This is a genomic window from Vulcanococcus limneticus LL (assembly GCF_943369875.1).
Classification (GTDB): domain Bacteria; phylum Cyanobacteriota; class Cyanobacteriia; order PCC-6307; family Cyanobiaceae; genus Vulcanococcus; species Vulcanococcus limneticus_A.
In genome coordinates this window covers 52,517-71,028 of record NZ_CALROT020000006.1, presented here as the reverse complement: position 1 = coordinate 71,028, position 18,512 = coordinate 52,517, and the positions used below count along the sequence as shown (strand labels likewise).

Genomic DNA, 18,512 nt, shown 5'->3' with positions numbered 1-18,512 from the left:
GGCCGCTCAGCCCTGCAGGTAGGTGGTCTGCCGCAGGCTCGTCTCCAGGTGGTCCATCAGCCGGCGGGCGTCGCTGATCTTCAGCTCGCCCCGCTGGATCGCCGCTTCGCTCGCCACCCGCAGCCGCTCCAGCAGCAGGTCCGGGTCGTGCTCCATCGCCTCCAGCACCGCGGCATTGGTGCTGCCGCGCACCACGTGGTCCACCTGGTAGCCGCCGCCGGGCGCCAGGCGGATGTGCACCGCATTGGTGCTGCCGAACAGGTTGTGCAGGTTGCCCATCACCTCCTGGTAGGCGCCGGCCAGGAACATGCCGATCCAGTAGGGCTCTCCTTCCCGCAGGGCGTGCAGCTCCAGCAGCGGTTTGGCCTGGCCGTCGCCGATGAAGCGGGCCAGCTTGCCGTCGGAGTCGCAGGTGAGATCGGCGAAGTGGCCCAGCCGCGTGGGCTCCTCATCGAGCCGGTGGATCGGCAGCAGCGGGAACAGCTGGTCGATGGCCCAGGTGTCGGGGGCGGAGCGGAACACCGAGAGGTTGGCGTAGTAGGTGCTGGCCAGGGCTGCCTTGAGGGCCCGCAGCTCATCCGGGATCGGGCCGGCGGGGAGCCGCTCGGCGATGGCGGCGGCACAGGCCCAGGTGAGCTGCTCGGCCATGGCCCGCTCCGGCAGGCCCAGGTAGCCGAGGCGGAAGGCGGAGAGGGCGTCGTCCTTGAACTTGAGGGCGTCGTTCCAGGCCTCCTGGAGGCGGTCCACCAGCCGCTCGCCGGGCTGCGGCGCCGGCGGGTCAGCGGGCTGGCTGCCATCGCCGCCGGCGAGCGCGGTGATGCCGGCCAACGTCTCGCGCAGGTTGCGCACGATCAGCGGTTCGCTCTCCGCCAACGGCGGCAGCGCATCTGGCACCGAGCCCGTGCCCAGCACGTCGAACACCAGCACCGAGAAGTGGCTGGCGATGGCGCGGCCGCTCTCGCTCACCAGGGTCGGCACCGGCACCCCGTGGGGTTCGCAGCACTCGCGCACGGTGGCCACCACGTCGTTGGCGTAGTTCTGCAGGGAGTAGTTGGTGGAGGCCGCCGTGGCGGTGCGGCTGCCGTCGTAGTCGATGCCGAGGCCGCCACCCACATCGAGGAAGCCCATCGGCGCGCCGAGCTTGGTGAGCTCCACGTAGATCTGCCCCGCTTCCTGCAGGGCGTCCTTGAGCACGGCGATGTCGTTGATCTGGCTGCCCACGTGGAAGTGCAGCAGGCGCAGATCCGCCAGCAGCCCCGCCGCCTCCAGGGCCTTCACCGTGGCCAGCACCTCGGGGATGGCCAGGCCGAACTTCGCCTTCTCGCCCACCGAGCTGCCCCAGCGGCCGGTGCTGCGGCTCGAGAGCTTGGCGCGGATGCCGATGAACGGCGCAGCCCCCAGCTCACGGCTGGCGCGGATGATCCGCTCCACCTCATCGGCCTGCTCGATCACCACCACGGGCTGGCGGCCCAGGCGCCGCGCCAGGATCGCCGTCTCGATGTAGCGCTGATCCTTGTAGCCGTTGCAGATCAGCAGCGCCTCGGGGTCGTCGATCAGTGACAGGGCGATCAGCAGTTCGGCCTTGCTGCCGGCCTCCAGGCCGAAGTGCCAGCGCCGGCCGCTCTCCACCAGTTCCTCCACCACGTGGCGCTGCTGGTTGCACTTCACCGGGAACACGCCCTGGTAGCGGCCGGCGTAGCCGTACTGGGCGATGGCGCGGGCGAAGGCGGCGTTGAGGCGCTCGAGCCGGTCCTCGAGGATGTCGTCGAAGCGGATCAGCAGCGGCAGCGAGAGGTTGCGGCCCTGCAGGCCCTGCACCAGCTCCACCAGATCGAGGGAGCCGCCGCGATCGCCGCGGGGTTGCACGATCACGTGGCCGCGGCTGTTCACCGAGAAGTAGGGATCCCCCCAGCGCTCCAGCCCGTAGAGGGCAGCGCTGTCGGCCGGGGTCCAGGCGGTGCCGGCTGAACGGGTGGGCGAACCGGTGATGGAAGCAGTGCCGGCAGCCGCCATGGCGCGCGCAGTGGTGGTGCTGCGGGGAAGAAAGCAGGAATCTAGGGGTGGCAACCCATGGCGCCAGTGCTACACAGCTGGGCACGTCCGTGGGTCTGGCCGATGCAGCTGTTCAGTCGTCTGCCCGAGCAGCAGCTGCGGCTGGTGCGCTGGGGGTTGCTGATCGGTTGGCTGCTGTTGATCGCTTCCCTGCTGGTGCCGGTGATCGCCTTGCCCGACGCGCTGGTGCCTGCCTGTTCAGCGCTGCTGGATGCCGACTGCCAGCTGCACCGGCAGCCCGGCAACCGACTGTTCTGGGGCACCGTGGTGCCGGTGGGGGTGCTGCTGATCGGCGTGATCAGCCACGAGCTCTGGCGCCGCATCTGTCCTCTGGCTTTCGTCTCGCAGCTGGCCCGCTCGGTGGGCTGGCAGCGCAGCCGCCCCGGCCGCAAGGGGCGCCCCGAGGTGGTGCAGGTGGAGGCCGACTCCTGGCTGGGGCGCCACCATCTGGCCCTGCAGTGGAGCCTGCTGATCGCCGGCCTCTGCCTGCGCCTGTTGTGGGTGAACGGCAGTCCGCTGGGGCTGGCGATCCTGCTGCTGGTCACCCTGGCGGCAGCCCTGCTGGTGGGCTGGGCCTGGGGCGGTAAGGCCTGGTGCCAGTACGTCTGTCCGATGGGCCCGGTCCAGACCGTGCTCACCGGCCTGCGCGGCCCCCTGGGCAGTCCCGCCCATGTGGGCACCAGCTCGCGCGTCACCCAGTCGATGTGCCGCACCATCGCGGCCGATGGCCGCGAGCAGAGCGCCTGCGTGGCCTGCCAGGCCCCCTGCATCGACATCGACGCCGAGCGCTTCTTCTGGCAGACCCTGCGCGGCAAGCGCAGCCTGCACTGGATCTGGGCCTCCTATCCGGGGCTGACCCTGGCGTTCTTTCTGCTCATGGAGCAGGTGGGGGCCGCCACCGATCTGGGCGGTCATCCCCTCGGTTACCTGCGCTCGGGCGCCTGGGCCTTCGATGCCGGCCTGCCCGAGCGGATCGGGCAGTCGCTCTGGCCGGATCTGGCGGTGCCGCGGCTGCTGGAAATCCCGCTGCTGCTCTCGGCGGCGGCGGCGCTGTCGGCCGTGCTGTTCGGCGGCCTGGAGCGGCTCCTGCAGCAGCTCTACACCCGTCAGGGGCTGGGCGAGCCCCAGGAGCGCGCGGCGCTGCGCGCCCGCCTGCTGGCCTCCTTCGCGGCGATCAACATCTTCTTCTGGTTCGTGGATCCCTTCCAGGGGGCGCTCGGTCCGATCGGCGGGCAGCTGCTGCGCTCCCTGGTGCTGGTGGCCTCGGCCATCGGGCTGTTCCGCAGCTGGGGGCGCGATCAGGCCACCTATCGGCGCGAGAGCGCCAGTGAGAGCCTGCGGCGGCAACTGCGCGATCTGCCCGGCCTGGAGGCGGCGCTCGATGGCCGTGCCCTCGAGGCCCTCACGCCCCAGGAGGTCTTCACGCTGGTCAAGGCGATGCCGGCCCTGGGCCGCCAGCAGGGGCGGAAGGTCTACGGCGATGTGATGGCGGAGATGCTGCGCACCGGCCGCCTTGCCCGTGCCAGCGCCCTGCTGGAGCTCCAGGAGCTGCGCCAGACCCTGCAGCTCGATGCCTCGGATCACCACGACGTGGTTCGCACCCTGGCCAGCGAGCAGCCCGAACTGCTGGAGCGCGATCACCTGCAGCGCCAGGCCGACGACCTGCGCCGCGAGGCGGCCCTCGAGGCGATCGACGAGCTGCTGCGGCTGGCGGGGATGCCGGTGCTCGAACCTGATCGTCTCCAGCCGGCCCTGAAGGCACGCCTGGACCACCTCCAGCAGGAGAGTGGACTCGACGACGATCGCTGGCAGGCGCTGCTGCAGGGCTTCGGTCCCCAGGGTGAGCTGGAGCGCCGGCGTCTGGAGCAGCTGCGCGCGGCCTGGATTCAGGAGGCGGGTCTGCGATCACGGCTGCTGCAGCTGGCCACGACCGACCCGCTGCTGCAGCCCCTGCGGCACGCCATGGCCCAGCGCCTTGAGGGGCCCCGGATGGAGCTCGATGCCCGTCTCCACGCGGCCGGCCTGGAGACCCTGCCGGCGACCGTGCCCGCCGCCGGTGAGCTCGATCAGGCCCTGGATCTTCTCTGGCGTGACCCCGATCCGGACACCGCCGGCTGGGTGCTGATGCTGGCCCGCGAGCGGGATCCGCAGCGGACCGCCCGGCTGCTGCAGGACCCGCGTACCGGCCTGGCGGATTCGCCCTTTCTGCAGCGCCAGCGCCAGGGGCAGAGCGATCCGGACCGCCAGGAGTTTCCGGTGATCGCCGCGGCCGAGCTGTTTGCTGATCTGCTGCCGGAAGGGATCCTCTGGATGGCCCGTCAGGGGCACCTGCAAGACCTCCAGCCCGGGGACGTGGTGATGGAGCAGGGCGCCCCCAGCGATGCCCTGGCGCTGGTGTTGCAAGGCGATGTGCGGCTGCAGACCAGCGGCGGTCAGCCGGTGGTGCTCGGCGTCGGTCAGACCGTGGGTGAGATGGGCGTCATCACGGGTGCCCCCCGCACGGCTCGCGTGGAGGCGGGTCCCGAGGGGGCCCGCCTGTTCGTGCTGCCGGCCCAGTCCTTCGAGGAGCTGCTGCGCCGCTCCCGCCGTTTCGGCCGCGGCCTGCTGGCGTCCTTGGCCGAGCGCCTGGCGGCGGGGCCTGTGCTTGCCAAGTAGCCCATCCGCCACGGACGATGGCCCGGATCCGAACAATTGTTTCCATGGCCGCCGAACGCACGTTTATTGCCATCAAGCCCGATGGCGTGCAGCGCGGTCTGGTGGGCGAGATCCTCGGCCGCTTCGAGCGCAAGGGCTTCAAGCTGGTGGGCCTCAAGCAGCTCACCCCCAGCCGTGAGCTGGCCGAGAGCCACTACGGCGTGCACCGCGAGCGCCCCTTCTTCGCCGGCCTGGTGGACTTCATCACCTCCGGCCCGGTGGTGGCGATGGTGTGGGAGGGCGACGGCGTGATCGCCAGCGCCCGCAAGCTGATCGGCGCCACCAAGCCCCTCGAGGCTGAGCCCGGCACCATCCGCGGCGACCTGGCCGTGAACATCGGCCGCAACGTGATCCACGGCTCCGACGCCCCCGAAACCGCCGTCTTCGAGATCGGCCTCTGGTTCCAGCCCTCCGAGCTGAGCGACTGGACCCCCGCCGACCAGACCTGGCGCGTCGAGGGCTGAGTCGTCAGGCTGGGGGCGTTGCTGCCCCACCCATGCCGCCCCTCCACCCCGCTCGTCACGCTCCGTCTGAGCGGCGCTCTCCCTTGCGAGTGGCGCTGCTCGGGCTTGCGGCCCCGGTGCTTCTTGCCGGCGTCCCCGCCGCGACGGCGGGGCCAGGGGTCCCCCGCGTGGTGGAGGTCCCCTCCCGGCCGGCGTTTGTTCAGTTGCCCCGCCGCAGCGAGATCGCGGCGCAACCGGGGCTCCGGCTCGCCACCGATGCAACGCTGCGCACCCAGAAGCCCGGACGCCTGCAGGTGCAGCTGGCCAATGGCCGCAGCTTCCGTCTAGGCGGCGACGCGGTGCTGCGCCTGGGCGCCAACGGGGTGGATCTGGTGAAGGGCCAGATCATCGCCTGGGTGAATCCCGGCCAGAAAGGTGGATCGCCCCTCACGGTCAAGACCCGGGTGGCCACCGCGTCCATTGTGGGCACCACCGTGTTCATCGAGGCCACGCCCGACGGGGTGAAGTTCTTCAGCTGGGAGGGCCAGGTTCGGGTGACCACCCCCTCCGGCCAGCGGTTTGACCTCAGCAGCGGCCAGCAACTGGCCTTCGAGAAGGGGGCGTGGGTGCCGCCCAGGCGCCTCACCCCAGGGGAAGCCGCCACCCGCCGCCAGAAGAGCATCCTGCTCAATGGCTTTGAGGCCCCCATGGAGACCATGCCGGTGATTGAACGGGAGCTGGGCCTCAGTGCCGTGCCGGCCGGGCCGGCGGCCCCGGCTGCAGAGCCTGCCCGGTGAGGCGCCCGCCCCTCTGGGGTCTGGCCCTGGTGCTGCCCCTGCTGGTGTCCCCCTGGCTGGGGGCCGCCGATGCCCGGCTGCGGGTGCTGTTCTTTCAGCTGAGGGGACCGCGCTCCGCCGGAGTGGCCGACCCTGTGCTGCTGGCCGTGGACGCCGACTCCCTGGCCCTGGACCAGCTGCTCAGCCCGGAGGAGCGGCGCTCCTCGCCGCTGTGGCCGCGGATGGGGGCCTGGCCCTGGTCGCGGCAGCTCCAGGCCGATCTGGCGGCCGCCGTGCTGGAGCAGGGCGCGGAGCGGGTGGTGTTCAACATCGTGTTCCCCCAGCCCAGCCGTCTCGGCCCTGGCGATGACCGCGCCTTCGAGCGGCGCCTCGCCCCCTGGCGGGATCGGGTGGTGCTGGCTGCCGCCTATGGCCAGACCGACCAGAACGGCCTGAACCAGGCGCAGCTGGTGAAGCCCATCTACGCCTTTCCGCGGCTGGGGCTGACGGCTCTGCTGCAGAGCCCCCAGGGGCTCACCGAGGCGATCCCGGGCCAGGGCTGGCTGGCCGAGAGCCTCGAGGGCTTTCCGCTGCCCCATCCCCAGCCCCTGGCCTTTGCCGCGGCGGGCCGCCGGGCAGAACCGGATCCCATCGGGATCGACTATCCCGGCCCGGCCGGCAGCCTGCCCCAGGTGCCGGCCTGGCAGGTGCAGCAGCAGCCCGCGGGCTTCTGGCGGGGACGCACCGTGCTGATCGGAGCCACGGCGCCGGAGCTGGGCGATCAGCTGGAGACGCCCTTCGGCCCCCAGAGCGGCGCCCAGGTGCAGGCGGCGGCCCTGGCCACGGTGCTCCAGGGTCGCGGCTTCCAGGGGCTGCCCCTGCCCCTGCTGGCCGTGGTCCAGCTGGCCTGGCTGGCGCTGGCCATCGGCTGCCTGCGGCGCAGTGGCACGGCCGGCTCCAGTGTCGGCTGGGCTTTCGGCCTGGCGGCCACGGCCCTGCTGGTCAGTGGCCTGGCCTGGGGCGGGGCCCACCGCTGGCTGCCGGTGACGGCCCTCGTGGCGGCCCCGCTGCTCGGGGGCAGCACCCGCGCCTGGGGCCAGTGGCGGCGCGAGAGCCGGGAGCGGGCCTATCTGCATCAGGTGCTGGCCCGCCGCGTCTCGCCAGCCCTGCTGCGCGACATCCTCGACGACCCGGGCCCGCTGGGCACCCAGCTCGGCGGCAGCCGGGCCCGCTGCGTGCTGCTGTTCACCGATCTGGTGGGCTTCACGCCCCTGAGCGCCGAGCTGGAGCCCTCGGCCCTGTTCACCCTGCTCAACCGCTACTTCGAGGCCATCGCCACGGCGGTGATCGAGGAGCAGGGCCTGCTCGACAAGTTCATCGGTGATGCGCTGATGGCGGAGTTCGGCGTGCCCCGCAGCCGCGGCGATGCCCAGGAGGCCCTGGCCGCGGTGCGGGCGGCCCTGGCGATGCGGGATCGGCTGGCGCAGCTGAATCGGGAGCTCGTGGCCCAGGGTCAGCCGACCCTGCGGCAGGGCATCGGCCTGCACGTGGGTGAGGTGATCGCCGGCAACCTCGGGTCCTCCCAGCGGCTGGAGTTCACGGTGATCGGCGCGGCTGTGAATGTGGCCAGTCGGCTGGAGGGGCTGACCCGCCGCTTCCCCGACCACCCGATTCTGATCAGTGGGGAGCTTCTGGCCCTGCTGCCGCCGGGTGTGGAGGTGGATCCCCTGGGCTGCCATCCCCTCAAGGGCTGGCCCCAGCCCCTGGAGGTGTTCGGTCTGCGGGGGCTGGGGACGGCCACGGCGGCCGCAGCGGATGGGGCGGCCTGAATTTGGGGTGAGAATCGGTTCACCCTCCCCACTGCGGCGCTGCCATGGCCAGAGCTGTCAATCCCGCCTCCACCGGCGCCCCCACCGGTGCCGCCTGCCGGCGGGGGCAGCAGCGTGTTGTGCGGCGCGGCCTGGCCGCGACGGCCCTCATGCTGCCGGTGCTGCTGCACGCGCCGGTGGGGGCGGCCAAGGAGAAGGCCACCGTGCAGGAGATCCTCGACGGCCGGGAGCTCTACATCGACCAGCAGCAGGCCCGGGTCAAGGACCAGGCCACGGCGCCCCAGGAGATCAGCACGCGCGATTCCCGCGGCCAGATCCGCTTTGATTCCGGTGCGGCCGGTCGGGTGAACCGCTTTTCCCAGCTGCGGCTTGGCAGCAGCTGTTTTCTACTCACAAAGGGGCAGATTCTGGTGTCCGGCCCCCAGAGCGGCTGTACCCGTTCCTCCCGCCTGAGTGTGCGCGGCACCAACTATGTGGTGGAGGTGAACGACGACACGCAGGAGGCCGAACTCTCCGTTCTGGAAGGTGCCGTGGAGGTGGAGCCCCTCAAGGATGGGGAGCCCACCGGGGCTCCCGCCACCCGGGTGGAGGCGGGCCAGAAGGTGCGCCTCTCCCCCCAGGGTGTGATCCTCACCCTGTTGAAGCTCAGTTCCGGGGACTACTCCAGCATCCTGGGAGGACCCCTCTTTGAGGGATTCCGGGAGCCGTTGCCGGGCTTCGGCTCGCTGGAGAGCTACATCCGCAGTTACGTGCCCGGGGTCAACATCCCCAGCGCGCCGTCGGTGCCCTCACTGCCGATCAGCCTCCCGCGCTTCTTCTGAAGCCACGAAGGCCAGTGAGACCACTCGCCGCCTGCCCTGCAACACCTGTGTGTTGTTTTCGCACACGGTTGCCTACGACACTGGAGGCGATTCCGGAGCTATACAACCATGGTCTCCAGATCCTGTCGTCAGGCCTGCCCCATGGTGATGACCCGTTGTCCGCTGGCCCCGTCCCGCCATCGGCCTGCCCTGGGCCTGGCGGCTCTGGCGAGTGGTGTGCTGTTGGCGCTCAGCGCCGCGCCCCCCGCCCAGGCGGCCCGGCAGGTGGCCACCGTGAGAGAAATCCTGGATGGCAATGAACTGTTTGTGGATGCCAAGCAGGCCAAGGTCAACCAGAAGGCCCGCACGCCGGATGTGATCAGCACCAAGGCCAGCCGCGGCATGGTGGCGTTTGCCAGCGGCGCCACGGCCCGCATCAACCGCAACTCCCAGTTCAAGCTCCAGAGTGATTGCTTCCTGCTCACCTCCGGGCAGGTGCTGGTGTCGGGTCCCCAGAACACCTGCCTGCCGAGTGTGAAGCTCAGCTCCCGTGGCACCAATTACCTCGTGACGGTGCTCCCCGATGGCTCCACCGAGCTCAAGGTGATGCAGGGCACGGTGACGCTGCAGCCCCTGGGCCCAGCGGCAGCGAGCACCAAGTGGATCCAGCCCGTGGAGCGGGAGGCGGTCCGGATCAATGCCGCCGGCCAGGTCACCGACCGCCGCTGCCTGGTGTCCCGCGACTACAACGAGATCGTCGGCGGCTCCCTGTTCACCGGTTTCGAGCAGCCCCTCACCAACTTCCAGGATCTCGGGGCCTTTCTGGCCGGCAATGTGCCCGTTGTGGGCTCCGTGTTGTCGGCCCTGAGCTTCGGTCTGTTCTGACGTGCCGACGTTGTCCTGATGGGGTTGTTGTGATGGGCTGGTCCTGATGCGCCCCATTCGCACCGACGTCTTGGCGCTGCTGTCCGGTCTGGTGGTGGTGCTGGTGGGCATCACGGCGGGTCGGCCACCCGCCCCCGTCCGCACCCTCGAGCGGGGCCTAGAAGACCAGTTGGTGCGGTTGCGCGGGCGGCGTTCTCCGCCCAGCTCCGTGGTGCTGGTGGCCATCGACGACTCCAGCCTCCAGCAGGGCGCCTGGTTCGCCGACCAGAAGGACGGTGCGGCCGCGATTCCGCCCTGGGCCCTGGGCATCAGCACCCTGCCCTGGCCCAGGGCCCGCTACGCCGACCTGCTGGATCGCCTGCGCCAGGCGGGCCCGGCCGTGGTCGGTCTCAATGTGGTGTTCGAGGGCGAGAGCAGCCGCGGGCCCGCCGACGACGCGGCCCTTGCCGCCGCCATCCGTCGGCTGCCTGGCCATGTGGCCCTGGCGGCCGAGATGATGGAGATCCGCGACAACAATTACGCCGGTCTGAGCCTGGTCCAGCCCGAAACCGCTCTGCTGCAGGCCGCTGGCAAGGATGGCTACGGGATCACGAACACCCTGCCGGCCGGCAACGGCGAGCCGTTCTTCCATCCCGAGGCCTACAGCCGACGGGTCCTGACGTCCAGCGGTGCCAGGCCGCAGCCCTCGCTCACCGAGGTGGTGCTGCGCAAGGCGCACCGGCCGAGCCTGCAGCCCAACCAGGGCCGCCAGCTCAACTTCTACGGCCCGGAGGGCAGTTTCCAGCGGATCTCCGCCTGGGAGGTGCTCGATCCCCAGCGCTGGTCGTCCCACCCCAGTCGACCCATGCTCCGCGGTGCTGTGGTGCTGGTGGGGCCGGTGGTGTCCCAGGGCGGCCTGGGCACGATCACCCCCTTCGGCAGCCTGTCCGGCCTGGAGCTGCTGGCGACGGCCACCGCCAACAGCATTCAGGGCGACGGCCTGGCCAGCTGGCCCCAGGATCCGCTGCAGCGTGGGCTTCTGGCGATGGCGCCCGTGTTGCTGGTGGGGGCGCTGGCCCTGTGGCGATCGTCGCTGCGGTGGCGGCTCGGCCTGGTGGGCGGGGTGCTGGCGCTGGTGCTGGTGGGCAGTTTCGCGGTGATGGAGCGGTCCAACCTCTGGCTCCCCCTGCTCACCCCCGCCGCCGGCCTGGTGCTGCTCGGCCTGCTCTACGGCGGCGACGCCTACCTGCGTGAGGAGGGCGAGCGGCGGCGGTTGCGGCGCACCTTCGAGCGCTACGTGGCCCCCACGGTGGTGGCCGAGATCCTCTCGGACCCGTCGGCGGCCGAGGGAATCCTGCGGGGGCGGCTGCTGCCGGTCACGGTGCTGTTCACCGACCTCAAGGGCTTCACCCAGCTCACCCAGCAGCGCAGCGGCAGCGGCGAGATCGAGCTGCACGTGCGCCAGCTCAACCGCTACCTGGGCGAGATGGTGGAGGTGGTGACGGCCCACGGCGGCACCATCGACAAGTTCATCGGCGATGCGGTGATGGCGGTGTTCGGCTCCCCCCTCAGCCGTGGCAGACGCGAAGAGGCGGTGGCGGCCCTGCGCTGCGCCCAGGCGATGCGCGAGGCCCTGGCCGGCCTCAACCGGGAGTGGGCCGAGGAGGGTCTGGCCCCGTTCGACAACGGCATCGGCCTGGCCTCCGGTGAGGTGATCGTGGGTCAGATCGGCAGCCCCCGCCGGATGGAGTTCACCGTGATCGGCGACAAGGTGAACCTCGCCAGCCGGCTCGAGGGCCTCACCCGCACGGCGGGGGTGTCGATCCTCTGCGATGCCACCACCGCCGAGCTGGCCGAGGGCAGCCTGGCCATCCGCCCCATGGGCGACCAGCAGGTCAAGGGGATGGGGGCGATTCCCGTGTTCACCACTGACGACGCCCAGGCGCTCCCTGGCGGCGCTGACGCCCAGGCGGCCGTGCCGGCTCAGGCCGGTGCGCCGCCCCAGGGCGCCGGCAGCTGAGCCGCCGGCTGGGGCTGTCCGTCTGATGCCTGGTGTCCAGGATCGGCGTGCTGGAAGCGGTCCCAGCGGAAGGCCTCCAGGACGTGCGCGCGCTCGGCGGGGCTGAGGCCCTCGCTGCCCTTCCCGCTGGTGTTCCCCGGGATGGCGGCTGCGGCCTGGGGACCTCCCTGCTCGGCCAGGCAGCCCCCCAGCAGCTCCGCCGTGATCGCCGCCAGCAGCACGCCGTTGCGGTGATGGCCCGTGGCCAGCCAAAGTCCCGGCACCGAGCTGGCCCCGAGCAGCGGGCCCTCGTCGGGGGTGCAGGGCCGGAAGCCCCACCAGCGCTCCATCGGCGGCCAGCCGCTGGCCGCCGGCACCAGGGCGGCAATGCCCTTCTGCAGAGTGCTCTGGCCATCGGGGGTGAGTCCCTCGCGGAAGCCGGCCTGGGGCTCGCTGGTGGCCCCCACCACCAGCAGGCCGTCCTCCCGGGGCACCAGGTAGGTGCCCGGGCCGAACACCACCCGCTGCAGGGCCTGGCGGGGCCCCTGCAGCGACAGCATCTGCCCCTTGACCGGAAACAGCGGCAATTCCGGCAGCAGCTGGGCGCTCCAGGCGCCGCAGGCCAGCACCGCCTGCCGGCAGGCCAGCCGCTGCTGTTCTCCCTCGGCCGTGCGCAGCTCCACGCCGCTGAGCTCTCCGGCGCCATCGCGCCGCAGGGCCAGCACCTCGGCGCCCTCCTGGAAGGCCACCCCCAGTCCCACGCAGGCCCGCTCCAGGGCCCGCATCAGCCGGCGGCGGTTGTCGATCTGGCCGTCCTGCGCAAACAGCAGTGCCGCCTGCCAGTCTGCGCCGATGCCCGGGATCTCCCGCTCCAGGCCGCGGCGATCCAGGGGCTGGCCAAAGGCTGCGGTGGGGTAGGCGTCGCGCTCGGCGGGGCTGCGGAAGGGCACCACGATGCCGGTGGGCCGCAGGCCGCAGGCCAGGCCGCTGTCGGCCTCGATGCGCGCCACCCAGGCCGGGATGCGCTCCAGGCTGCGCTGGCCCAGGTCCAGCAGCGGGCCGGTCAGTCCCTCGGCGTGGGGCGCGAGCATGCCGGCCGCCACGAAGCCCGCCGCTTCGCTGCGCCGACGGCTCAGCACGGTCACGGCCCGACCGCGGCTTGCCAGCTCGTGGGCGATGGCCAGGCCCATCAGGCCGCCGCCCAGGATCAGCACGGGGTGGGTGGTGTCAGCCGGTGGAGCCACAGACGGGCGCGGGCAACGCTGCCTTCAGTGTTTCAGGGCGAAGCGCACGGGTGCGAGCGGAGCAGGACCGGCCCTGGCTGGGTCGCCGCCGCTGGGCTGCACCGACGGAAACCGCCCTCCCCGGAAGCCCCTGCATAGGATCAGCCCACGCATAGGAGCAGGAGAGCACCGATGGCAGGGGCCGCCGCAACCGCCAGCGCCAAGACAGACGCCGCCGCCGCGCCGGGCTCCACCGCCCCGGCCGCCTGGGAGGCGGTGATCGGCCTGGAGACCCACGTGCAGCTGGGCACGGCCAGCAAGATCTTCACCAGCGCCTCCACCACCTTCGGCGACGACCCCAACACCCACATCGACCCGGTGGTGTGCGGCCTGCCCGGCACCCTGCCGGTGCTGAACCAGAAGGTGCTCGAGTATGCGGTGAAGGCGGGTCTGGCGCTGAACCTGCACATCGCCGAGCACAGCAAGTTCGATCGCAAGCAGTATTTCTATCCCGATCTGCCCAAGAACTACCAGATCTCCCAGTACGACGAGCCGATCGCCGAAGACGGCTGGATCGAGGTGGAGGTGGCCGAGAAGGGCAAGGAGACCTATGTCAAGCGCATCGGCATCGAGCGCCTGCACATGGAGGAGGACGCGGGCAAGCTGGTGCACGCCGGCAGTGATCGCCTGGCCGGCTCCACCCACTCCCTGGTGGATTACAACCGCGCCGGTGTGGCCCTGGCCGAGATCGTGAGCAAGCCCGATCTGCGCACCGGCCGGGAGGCGGCGGAATACGCCGCTGAGATCCGCCGGATCATGCGCTATCTGGGCGTGAGCGACGGCAACATGCAGGAGGGCTCCCTGCGCTGCGACGTGAACATCTCCGTGCGTCGCGGGCCCGATGCCCCCTTCGGCACGAAGGTGGAGATCAAGAACATGAACTCCTTCTCCGCGATCCAGAAGGCGATCGATTACGAGATCCAGCGCCAGATCAAGGCCTACGAGGCCGGTGAGCCGGTGCTGCAGGAAACACGCCTCTGGGATGAGGGCAAGCAGCTCACCAGGAGCATGCGCGGCAAGGAAGGGGCCAGCGACTACCGCTACTTCCCCGACCCCGACCTGGGTCCGATCGAGGTGAGCGCCGACCAGCGCGAGGGCTGGCGCGCCGAGCTGCCGGAACTGCCGGCCGCCAAGCGCCACCGCTACGCCGAGCAGCTGGGGCTTTCGATCTACGACGCCCGCGTGCTCACCGATGAGCGCCCTATGGCCGACTACTTCGAGGCCGCCGTGGCGGCCGGTGCGGACGCCAAGGGCCTGGCCAACTGGATCACCGGCGACATCGCCGCCCACGTGAATGCCAACCGGCTCTCCTATGCCGATCTGCCCTTCCGGCCCGAGCAGCTGGCCGAGATGGTGCAGCTGATCGACGGCGGCACCATCAGCGGCAAGATCGCCAAGGAGATCCTGCCCGAGCTGCTGGAGAAGGGCGGGTCCCCCAGGGCGATCGTGGAGGAGCGCGGGCTGGGCATGATCAGCGACCCGGCGGCGATCGCCTCGATCGTGGCGGAGCTGCTGGCGGCCCACCCCGAGGAGGTGGAGGCCTTCCGCGGCGGCAAGACCAAGCTGCAGGGCTTCTTCGTGGGGCAGCTGATGAAGCGCACCGGCGGCCGCGCCGACCCCAAGCTGGCCAACCAGATCCTGATCGAGCAGCTCAAGGGCTGAAGGCTCTGCGGCTCCGCTGGAAGCGCTGGCCAGGCTGTCTAGCCTGACCGGAGACCGGGGTGCTCCCGTGCCAGTCCTCCTGCCGCGTTTCGCCACAGCACCCCTGGATCTGCGGCCGACGCCGCCCGCTCTGCAGCGCGCCCTTGAGCGCGAGTACAGCGCCATGGTGTTCGAGCCGATCCAGGAGCCGAGTCGGCCGGATCGCGACTATGGCGCCGCGGTGGTCCACGGCATTTCCTCGGTGGAGAGGTCTGCGCCGCAGCTGGGTTACGCGCCGATCAGTGCCGAGTTGATGGAGCTGGCCTATGCCGAGATCACGCCGTTGATCGAGGCCTGGGCGGGCTGTCCGCTCGAGCGCAGCTGGGGCTATGGCATCCGCAGCTACGGCCCGGGATCGGTGCTGCATGTGCATCGCGATCGCGTTGAGACCCACGTGATCAGCTGCATCGTGCATGTGGCCGACCGTGCACCCCAGCCCTGGCTGCTCGATTTCATCGATCACGAGGGTGAGCGCCATGCCGTCTGCTTTGAGCCCGGAACGATGCTCTTCTACGAGAGCCTCTGCCCCCACGCCCGTACGCAGCCCTTTGCAGGCGAGTACTACCGCAACATGTACTTCCATTGGCGGCCGCGCCAATGGGATCCAGCGCCCTATCAGGGCATGCGCTGCAAGTTCGCCAGCCTGGAGGAGGCCGAGGAGGAGTGCCGCCGCATGGCCCGCTCCCGACTGGTCGCCACGATTCCCGCCACCTGGCAGGAGTGGTTGCGCCATAACCGGGATCGTGGTTGCGCCCGTGAGGGGATGATCGAACGGATGCAGCGGGAGGGGGGCTTCCCCCGCGCCGCCATCGAGGCCGTGCTCGATCAGCCCGCCACCGAGGTGGTTCCTGTGGTGGCGCCAGGCCTCGTGCTCAACGCGGCTGCCAACCCCGTCGCCGGTCCCAGTTGGTTGCAGTGGTTCGAGGCGCCGCTGACGCGCCCGGAGCATCGTCCCCGGGCCTGGCGGTTGGATACACCGCTGGCCCAGGTCTATGAGCTGCCGGACCTGCTCTCTCGCCAGGAGTGCGAGGCATTGATGGGGGCGATTGACCGCCATCTGGTGCCATCCACCGTCACCCGCGGCGAACGGAGCTACCGCACCAGCCGCACCTGCCATCTGCGTGGCGCCGATGCCGATTTGGCCGCGCGGCTTGATGAGCGCCTGGCAGCGCTATTCGCCGTGGATTCTCGTCTGTCCGAACCACTGCAGGGACAGCGCTATGACCCAGGCCAGTATTTCAAGGCCCATACCGACTGGTTCGCGCCTGACACCGAGGAGTTCATGGCCCACACCAATCCTGGGGGCCAGCGCACGTGGACGGTGATGATCTATCTCAACTCTGTCGCTCGTGGCGGCCAGACCTGTTTCAAGCGCCTCGGCCGTTGCTTCACACCGGTTCAGGGGTTGGCCCTGGCCTGGAACAACCTGATGGCCGACGGCACCCCCAACCCCTTCACCCTGCATGAGGCCATGCCGGTGGAGGAGGGCAGCAAGTGGGTGATCACCAAGTGGTTCCGGGCCCACCCAGGTCGGAACGAGTGAGCAGCGGCTGAATCTGCGTCTCCAGGTCTTCAGCCGTCCCCCTGTTGTCGATGCACTGATCCGCCAGGGACCGTTTGTGGACCAGCGGCCACTGGGCGGCGATGCGGGCCGTGGCCTCAGCTGCGCTGAGCTGATCGCGGGCGAGCAGGCGTTGCAGCTGCTGCTGCGGCTCGCAGTCCACCAGCCACACCTCGCTGCAGAGGTTCTCCAGGCCCGCCTCGAACAGCAGCGGCACCATCAGCACCACCACGGGCGCGGCCGCCAGCTGCTCCAGCTCCTCGGCGAAGCGCTGGCGCACCAGGGGGTGCACCAGCTCCTCCAGCCAGCGGCGCTCGGCGGCATCGGCGAACACGATGCGGCCCAGGGCGGCACGATCGAGCACGGCCTCGGCTTCGCCCCCTGCCCGCACCGTCGGCCCGTAGCGCTCCAGCACAGCCCGGCTGGCGGCGCTCCCGGGCGCCAACGCCTCGCGGGCGTACAGGTCCGCATCCAGCACCGGCAGGCCGTGGCGGTCCGCCAGCAGCCGGCCCACGGTGCTCTTGCCGCTGGCGATGCCGCCGGTGAGGCCGATGCGGCGTTGGCCCCCGCACCAGCGGGGGCGGGGGGAGGGTTCCGGTTGCGCTGGCCCAGCGGGTTGGTCCGTCACCACAGGCGCAGGTCAAGGCCGTTCACGATCAGATCCAGCAGCGGTTGGCGCGACCCATCGTCCTGCAGCTGCCGGCGGCTCTCCTCGCGTTCCAGCGCCTCGCGCCGCTCCCGGCGCTCCTGCTCGCGCTCGTCCTGCTCCAGCCTCTCCTGGGTGTGCAGCTGCCCGCCGGCGCGGCTCCACTCCAGCAGCTGCCGCAGCTCGCCGGCGTCCAGCCAGAGCCCATGGGCCGTGCAGCGGTCCACGATCACGCCGCTGCGCTTGCCGTAGAGGGAGCGGTTCATCAGCTCGCCGCAGCAGGGACAGGGCCTGTAGCGCACCGGTGGCGGGCTGGCCGCCGTGCGGGGTGCCTCGCCGAGGGCATCGAGCAGCGGCCGGTTCACCTCCCACACCGGCCCCACGCCGCTGCTCAGCAGGGTCTCGATGCCACCGGTGCCGAGGAACAGGCCCAGGCAGTCCGGGCAGCGGCCCAGGCTCACCTGGGCAGCGCCGGACTCGAGCTGTACGGCATCGAGGGGGCGGCGGCAGTCCGGGCAGAGGCGATCGGCCCAGCGACCGGTCACCTCGGCCTGGGCCCAGCCCTGCAGGTCCACATCGAGGCGGCCGCCGCAGTAACGGCAGACCAGCTCGCCGGCCGGCAGGGGGGCGGAGCAGCCGGGACAGTTCATGGCATCAGGGTCATGGCGCCGGCGGAGCGGCCGGCGGCGGGGGTGGTGGCGGCGTCAGGAACAGCACGGCCAGCTCGCCCAGCTGGGAGGCCGGCGTCCAGCCCGCCAGGCCGGCATGCCAGACCAGTCCATCGGCCCGCAGGCGGCCCTGCTGGCGCAGGCCGGCCAGCTCCGCCAGGGACAGGGGCCCGTGGGCCTCGCCCTCCAGGAGCACGTGGTAGGCCGTCCCCGCCGGGCTCGCCGTTTCGGTTGGCGCCGGCACCGGCGGACCCCCGCTGCCAGCGGCCGCCGCCGCAGCGGCACCCCCTGGGGCGCCCCCTGGAACGGCCAGCTGCTGCCCCAGGCCGAGGCCCACCGCCAGGCCGCTGGCCGCGCCGGCCGGACCGCCCGGGTTGGCGGCCGCCTTCTCCAGGGCGATGCCCGCCTGGTAGGTGGTGAAGGCCTGCAGGTCGCCGGTGAGGGCGATGCCGCTGCGCCGATCCAGGGCGGCCTCCACCTCCGGCGGCAGGGTGAGGTTCTCGATCAGCAGGGTGGTGAGGCTGATGCCGTAGCCCTCGAACTCCGGTTCCAGCCGGCGCCGCAGCTCCGCCGCCAGCTCGTCGTAGCGGCCGGCCAGATCCAGCACCGGATGGTGGCTTTCGCCCAGCAGGTCCGCCAGGCGGGTCACCACCAGATTGCGCAGCTGCTCGCTGATGCCATCCACCGTGAAGTGGCCGCTGCTGCCGCTCACCTCGCGGATCAGCCGCGGCGGATCGCCGATGCGCAGGGCATAGCTGCCGTAGCCCCGCAGCCGCACCGGCCCCAGCTCCGGGTCCCGCAGGATCACCGGGTGGCGGGTGCCCCACTTCAGGTCGGTGAACTGGCGGGTGGCCACGAAGTAGACCTCCGCCTTGAACGGGGTCTCGAAGGCCGTCGGCAGCGACAGCAGCGTGGTCAGCAGCGGCAGGTTGCGGGTCTCGAGGGTGTAGCGCCCGGGCCCGAAGCTGTCGGCGATGCGGCCCTCGTTCACGAACACGGCCCACTGGCCCTCGCGCACCGTCAGCTGGGAGCCGAGCTTGATGGCGTCGTCGCGGCGGGGAAAGCGCCACACCAGGGTCTCGGGGGCCGGTTCGCCGGCCCACTCGATCACGTCGAGGAACTCGCCCCGCACGGCCTCCCAGAGCGTCATCGATGCGCGCGGGCTGATGGGCCCGACGCTAGGGACGGCCGGGAGT

Annotated in this window: 14 protein-coding genes; 9 read left to right on the top strand and 5 right to left on the bottom strand. The window is 71.2% G+C overall.

Annotation, left to right across the window (positions count from 1 at the left end; translation table 11 throughout):
• Positions 1-6: 6 nt before the first annotated feature.
• The gene (gene speA, locus ACLV7J_RS08430) at positions 7-2,013 is read right to left on the bottom strand and encodes a biosynthetic arginine decarboxylase (RefSeq protein ID WP_411868657.1); all 2,007 of its coding nucleotides are present in this window, start codon (positions 2,011-2,013) and stop codon (positions 7-9) included.
• Positions 2,014-2,115: 102 nt separating this feature from the next.
• Between speA and ACLV7J_RS08425 the strand changes: the two genes are divergently transcribed.
• From ACLV7J_RS08425 to ACLV7J_RS08395, 7 genes are all read left to right on the top strand, one after another.
• Positions 2,116-4,707 (top strand): cyclic nucleotide-binding domain-containing protein, encoded by a 2,592-nt coding sequence (locus ACLV7J_RS08425; RefSeq protein ID WP_411868656.1) that lies wholly within the window; start codon positions 2,116-2,118, stop codon positions 4,705-4,707.
• Between the two features lie 44 nt (positions 4,708-4,751).
• On the top strand, positions 4,752-5,210 hold the full coding sequence (gene ndk, locus ACLV7J_RS08420) for a nucleoside-diphosphate kinase (RefSeq protein WP_411868655.1): 459 nt from the start codon (positions 4,752-4,754) through the stop codon (positions 5,208-5,210).
• Positions 5,211-5,380: 170 nt separating this feature from the next.
• Positions 5,381-5,986: a FecR domain-containing protein gene (locus ACLV7J_RS08415; RefSeq protein WP_411868654.1), complete on the top strand. Its 606-nt coding sequence runs from the start codon at positions 5,381-5,383 to the stop codon at positions 5,984-5,986.
• Positions 5,983-7,794 carry a CHASE2 domain-containing protein gene (locus ACLV7J_RS08410; protein ID WP_411868653.1) on the top strand — a complete coding sequence of 604 codons (1,812 nt, stop codon included), beginning with the start codon at positions 5,983-5,985 and terminating at the stop codon, positions 7,792-7,794. Before ACLV7J_RS08415 ends, ACLV7J_RS08410 begins: the two co-directional genes overlap by 4 nt.
• A gap of 44 nt (positions 7,795-7,838) precedes the next feature.
• The gene (locus tag ACLV7J_RS08405) at positions 7,839-8,615 is read left to right on the top strand and encodes an iron dicitrate transport regulator FecR (protein ID WP_411868652.1); all 777 of its coding nucleotides are present in this window, start codon (positions 7,839-7,841) and stop codon (positions 8,613-8,615) included.
• A gap of 147 nt (positions 8,616-8,762) precedes the next feature.
• On the top strand, positions 8,763-9,479 hold the full coding sequence (locus ACLV7J_RS08400) for an iron dicitrate transport regulator FecR (protein ID WP_411868651.1): 717 nt from the start codon (positions 8,763-8,765) through the stop codon (positions 9,477-9,479).
• 70 nt (positions 9,480-9,549) lie between these two features.
• A complete protein-coding gene (locus ACLV7J_RS08395; protein WP_411868650.1) occupies positions 9,550-11,478 on the top strand; it encodes a CHASE2 domain-containing protein in 1,929 nt (642 codons plus the stop codon).
• Here the strand turns inward: ACLV7J_RS08395 and ACLV7J_RS08390 are convergent.
• Complete coding sequence (locus ACLV7J_RS08390) at positions 11,442-12,647, bottom strand: FAD-dependent oxidoreductase (RefSeq protein WP_411868761.1); 1,206 nt, start codon at positions 12,645-12,647, stop codon at positions 11,442-11,444. The genes ACLV7J_RS08395 and ACLV7J_RS08390 overlap by 37 nt on opposite strands.
• A 225-nt stretch (positions 12,648-12,872) precedes the next feature.
• On the opposite strand from ACLV7J_RS08390, the gene gatB reads away from it, so the two are divergent.
• Together gatB and ACLV7J_RS08380 are read left to right on the top strand one after the other, a co-directional pair.
• Positions 12,873-14,402 (top strand): Asp-tRNA(Asn)/Glu-tRNA(Gln) amidotransferase subunit GatB, encoded by a 1,530-nt coding sequence (gene gatB / locus ACLV7J_RS08385; RefSeq protein WP_411868649.1) that lies wholly within the window; start codon positions 12,873-12,875, stop codon positions 14,400-14,402.
• A gap of 67 nt (positions 14,403-14,469) precedes the next feature.
• Positions 14,470-15,984: a prolyl hydroxylase family protein gene (locus ACLV7J_RS08380; protein ID WP_411868648.1), complete on the top strand. Its 1,515-nt coding sequence runs from the start codon at positions 14,470-14,472 to the stop codon at positions 15,982-15,984.
• Here ACLV7J_RS08380 and coaE read toward each other — a convergent pair.
• Genes coaE through ACLV7J_RS08365 form a run of 3 tightly spaced genes read right to left on the bottom strand, consistent with a single transcriptional unit; the run spans position 15,944 to position 18,466 of the window.
• Complete coding sequence (gene coaE, locus ACLV7J_RS08375; RefSeq protein ID WP_411868647.1) at positions 15,944-16,630, bottom strand: dephospho-CoA kinase; 687 nt, start codon at positions 16,628-16,630, stop codon at positions 15,944-15,946. The genes ACLV7J_RS08380 and coaE overlap by 41 nt on opposite strands.
• Entirely contained in the window at positions 16,627-17,298 is a 672-nt protein-coding gene (locus ACLV7J_RS08370; protein ID WP_411868646.1) for a zf-TFIIB domain-containing protein, read from the bottom strand. The genes coaE and ACLV7J_RS08370 overlap by 4 nt, the downstream gene beginning before the upstream one ends.
• 10 nt (positions 17,299-17,308) lie before the next feature.
• Positions 17,309-18,466, bottom strand: coding sequence for an SPFH domain-containing protein (locus ACLV7J_RS08365; protein ID WP_411868645.1), 1,158 nt, complete (start codon positions 18,464-18,466; stop codon positions 17,309-17,311).
• Between the last annotated feature and the right edge of the window lie 46 nt (positions 18,467-18,512).

Bases quoted from the DNA above. Each gene is read 5' to 3' on its own strand.
- speA (WP_411868657.1), bottom strand. From the start codon at position 2,013: ATGGCGGCTGCCGGCACTGCTTCCATCACCGGTTCGCCCACCCGTTCA.
- ACLV7J_RS08425 (WP_411868656.1), top strand. From the start codon at position 2,116: ATGCAGCTGTTCAGTCGTCTGCCCGAGCAGCAGCTGCGGCTGGTGCGC.
- ndk (WP_411868655.1), top strand. From the start codon at position 4,752: ATGGCCGCCGAACGCACGTTTATTGCCATCAAGCCCGATGGCGTGCAG.
- ACLV7J_RS08405 (WP_411868652.1), top strand. From the start codon at position 7,839: ATGGCCAGAGCTGTCAATCCCGCCTCCACCGGCGCCCCCACCGGTGCC.
- ACLV7J_RS08400 (WP_411868651.1), top strand. From the start codon at position 8,763: ATGACCCGTTGTCCGCTGGCCCCGTCCCGCCATCGGCCTGCCCTGGGC.
- ACLV7J_RS08390 (WP_411868761.1), bottom strand. From the start codon at position 12,647: ATGGGCCTGGCCATCGCCCACGAGCTGGCAAGCCGCGGTCGGGCCGTG.
- gatB (WP_411868649.1), top strand. From the start codon at position 12,873: ATGGCAGGGGCCGCCGCAACCGCCAGCGCCAAGACAGACGCCGCCGCC.
- ACLV7J_RS08370 (WP_411868646.1), bottom strand. From the start codon at position 17,298: ATGAACTGTCCCGGCTGCTCCGCCCCCCTGCCGGCCGGCGAGCTGGTC.
- ACLV7J_RS08365 (WP_411868645.1), bottom strand. From the start codon at position 18,466: ATGACGCTCTGGGAGGCCGTGCGGGGCGAGTTCCTCGACGTGATCGAG.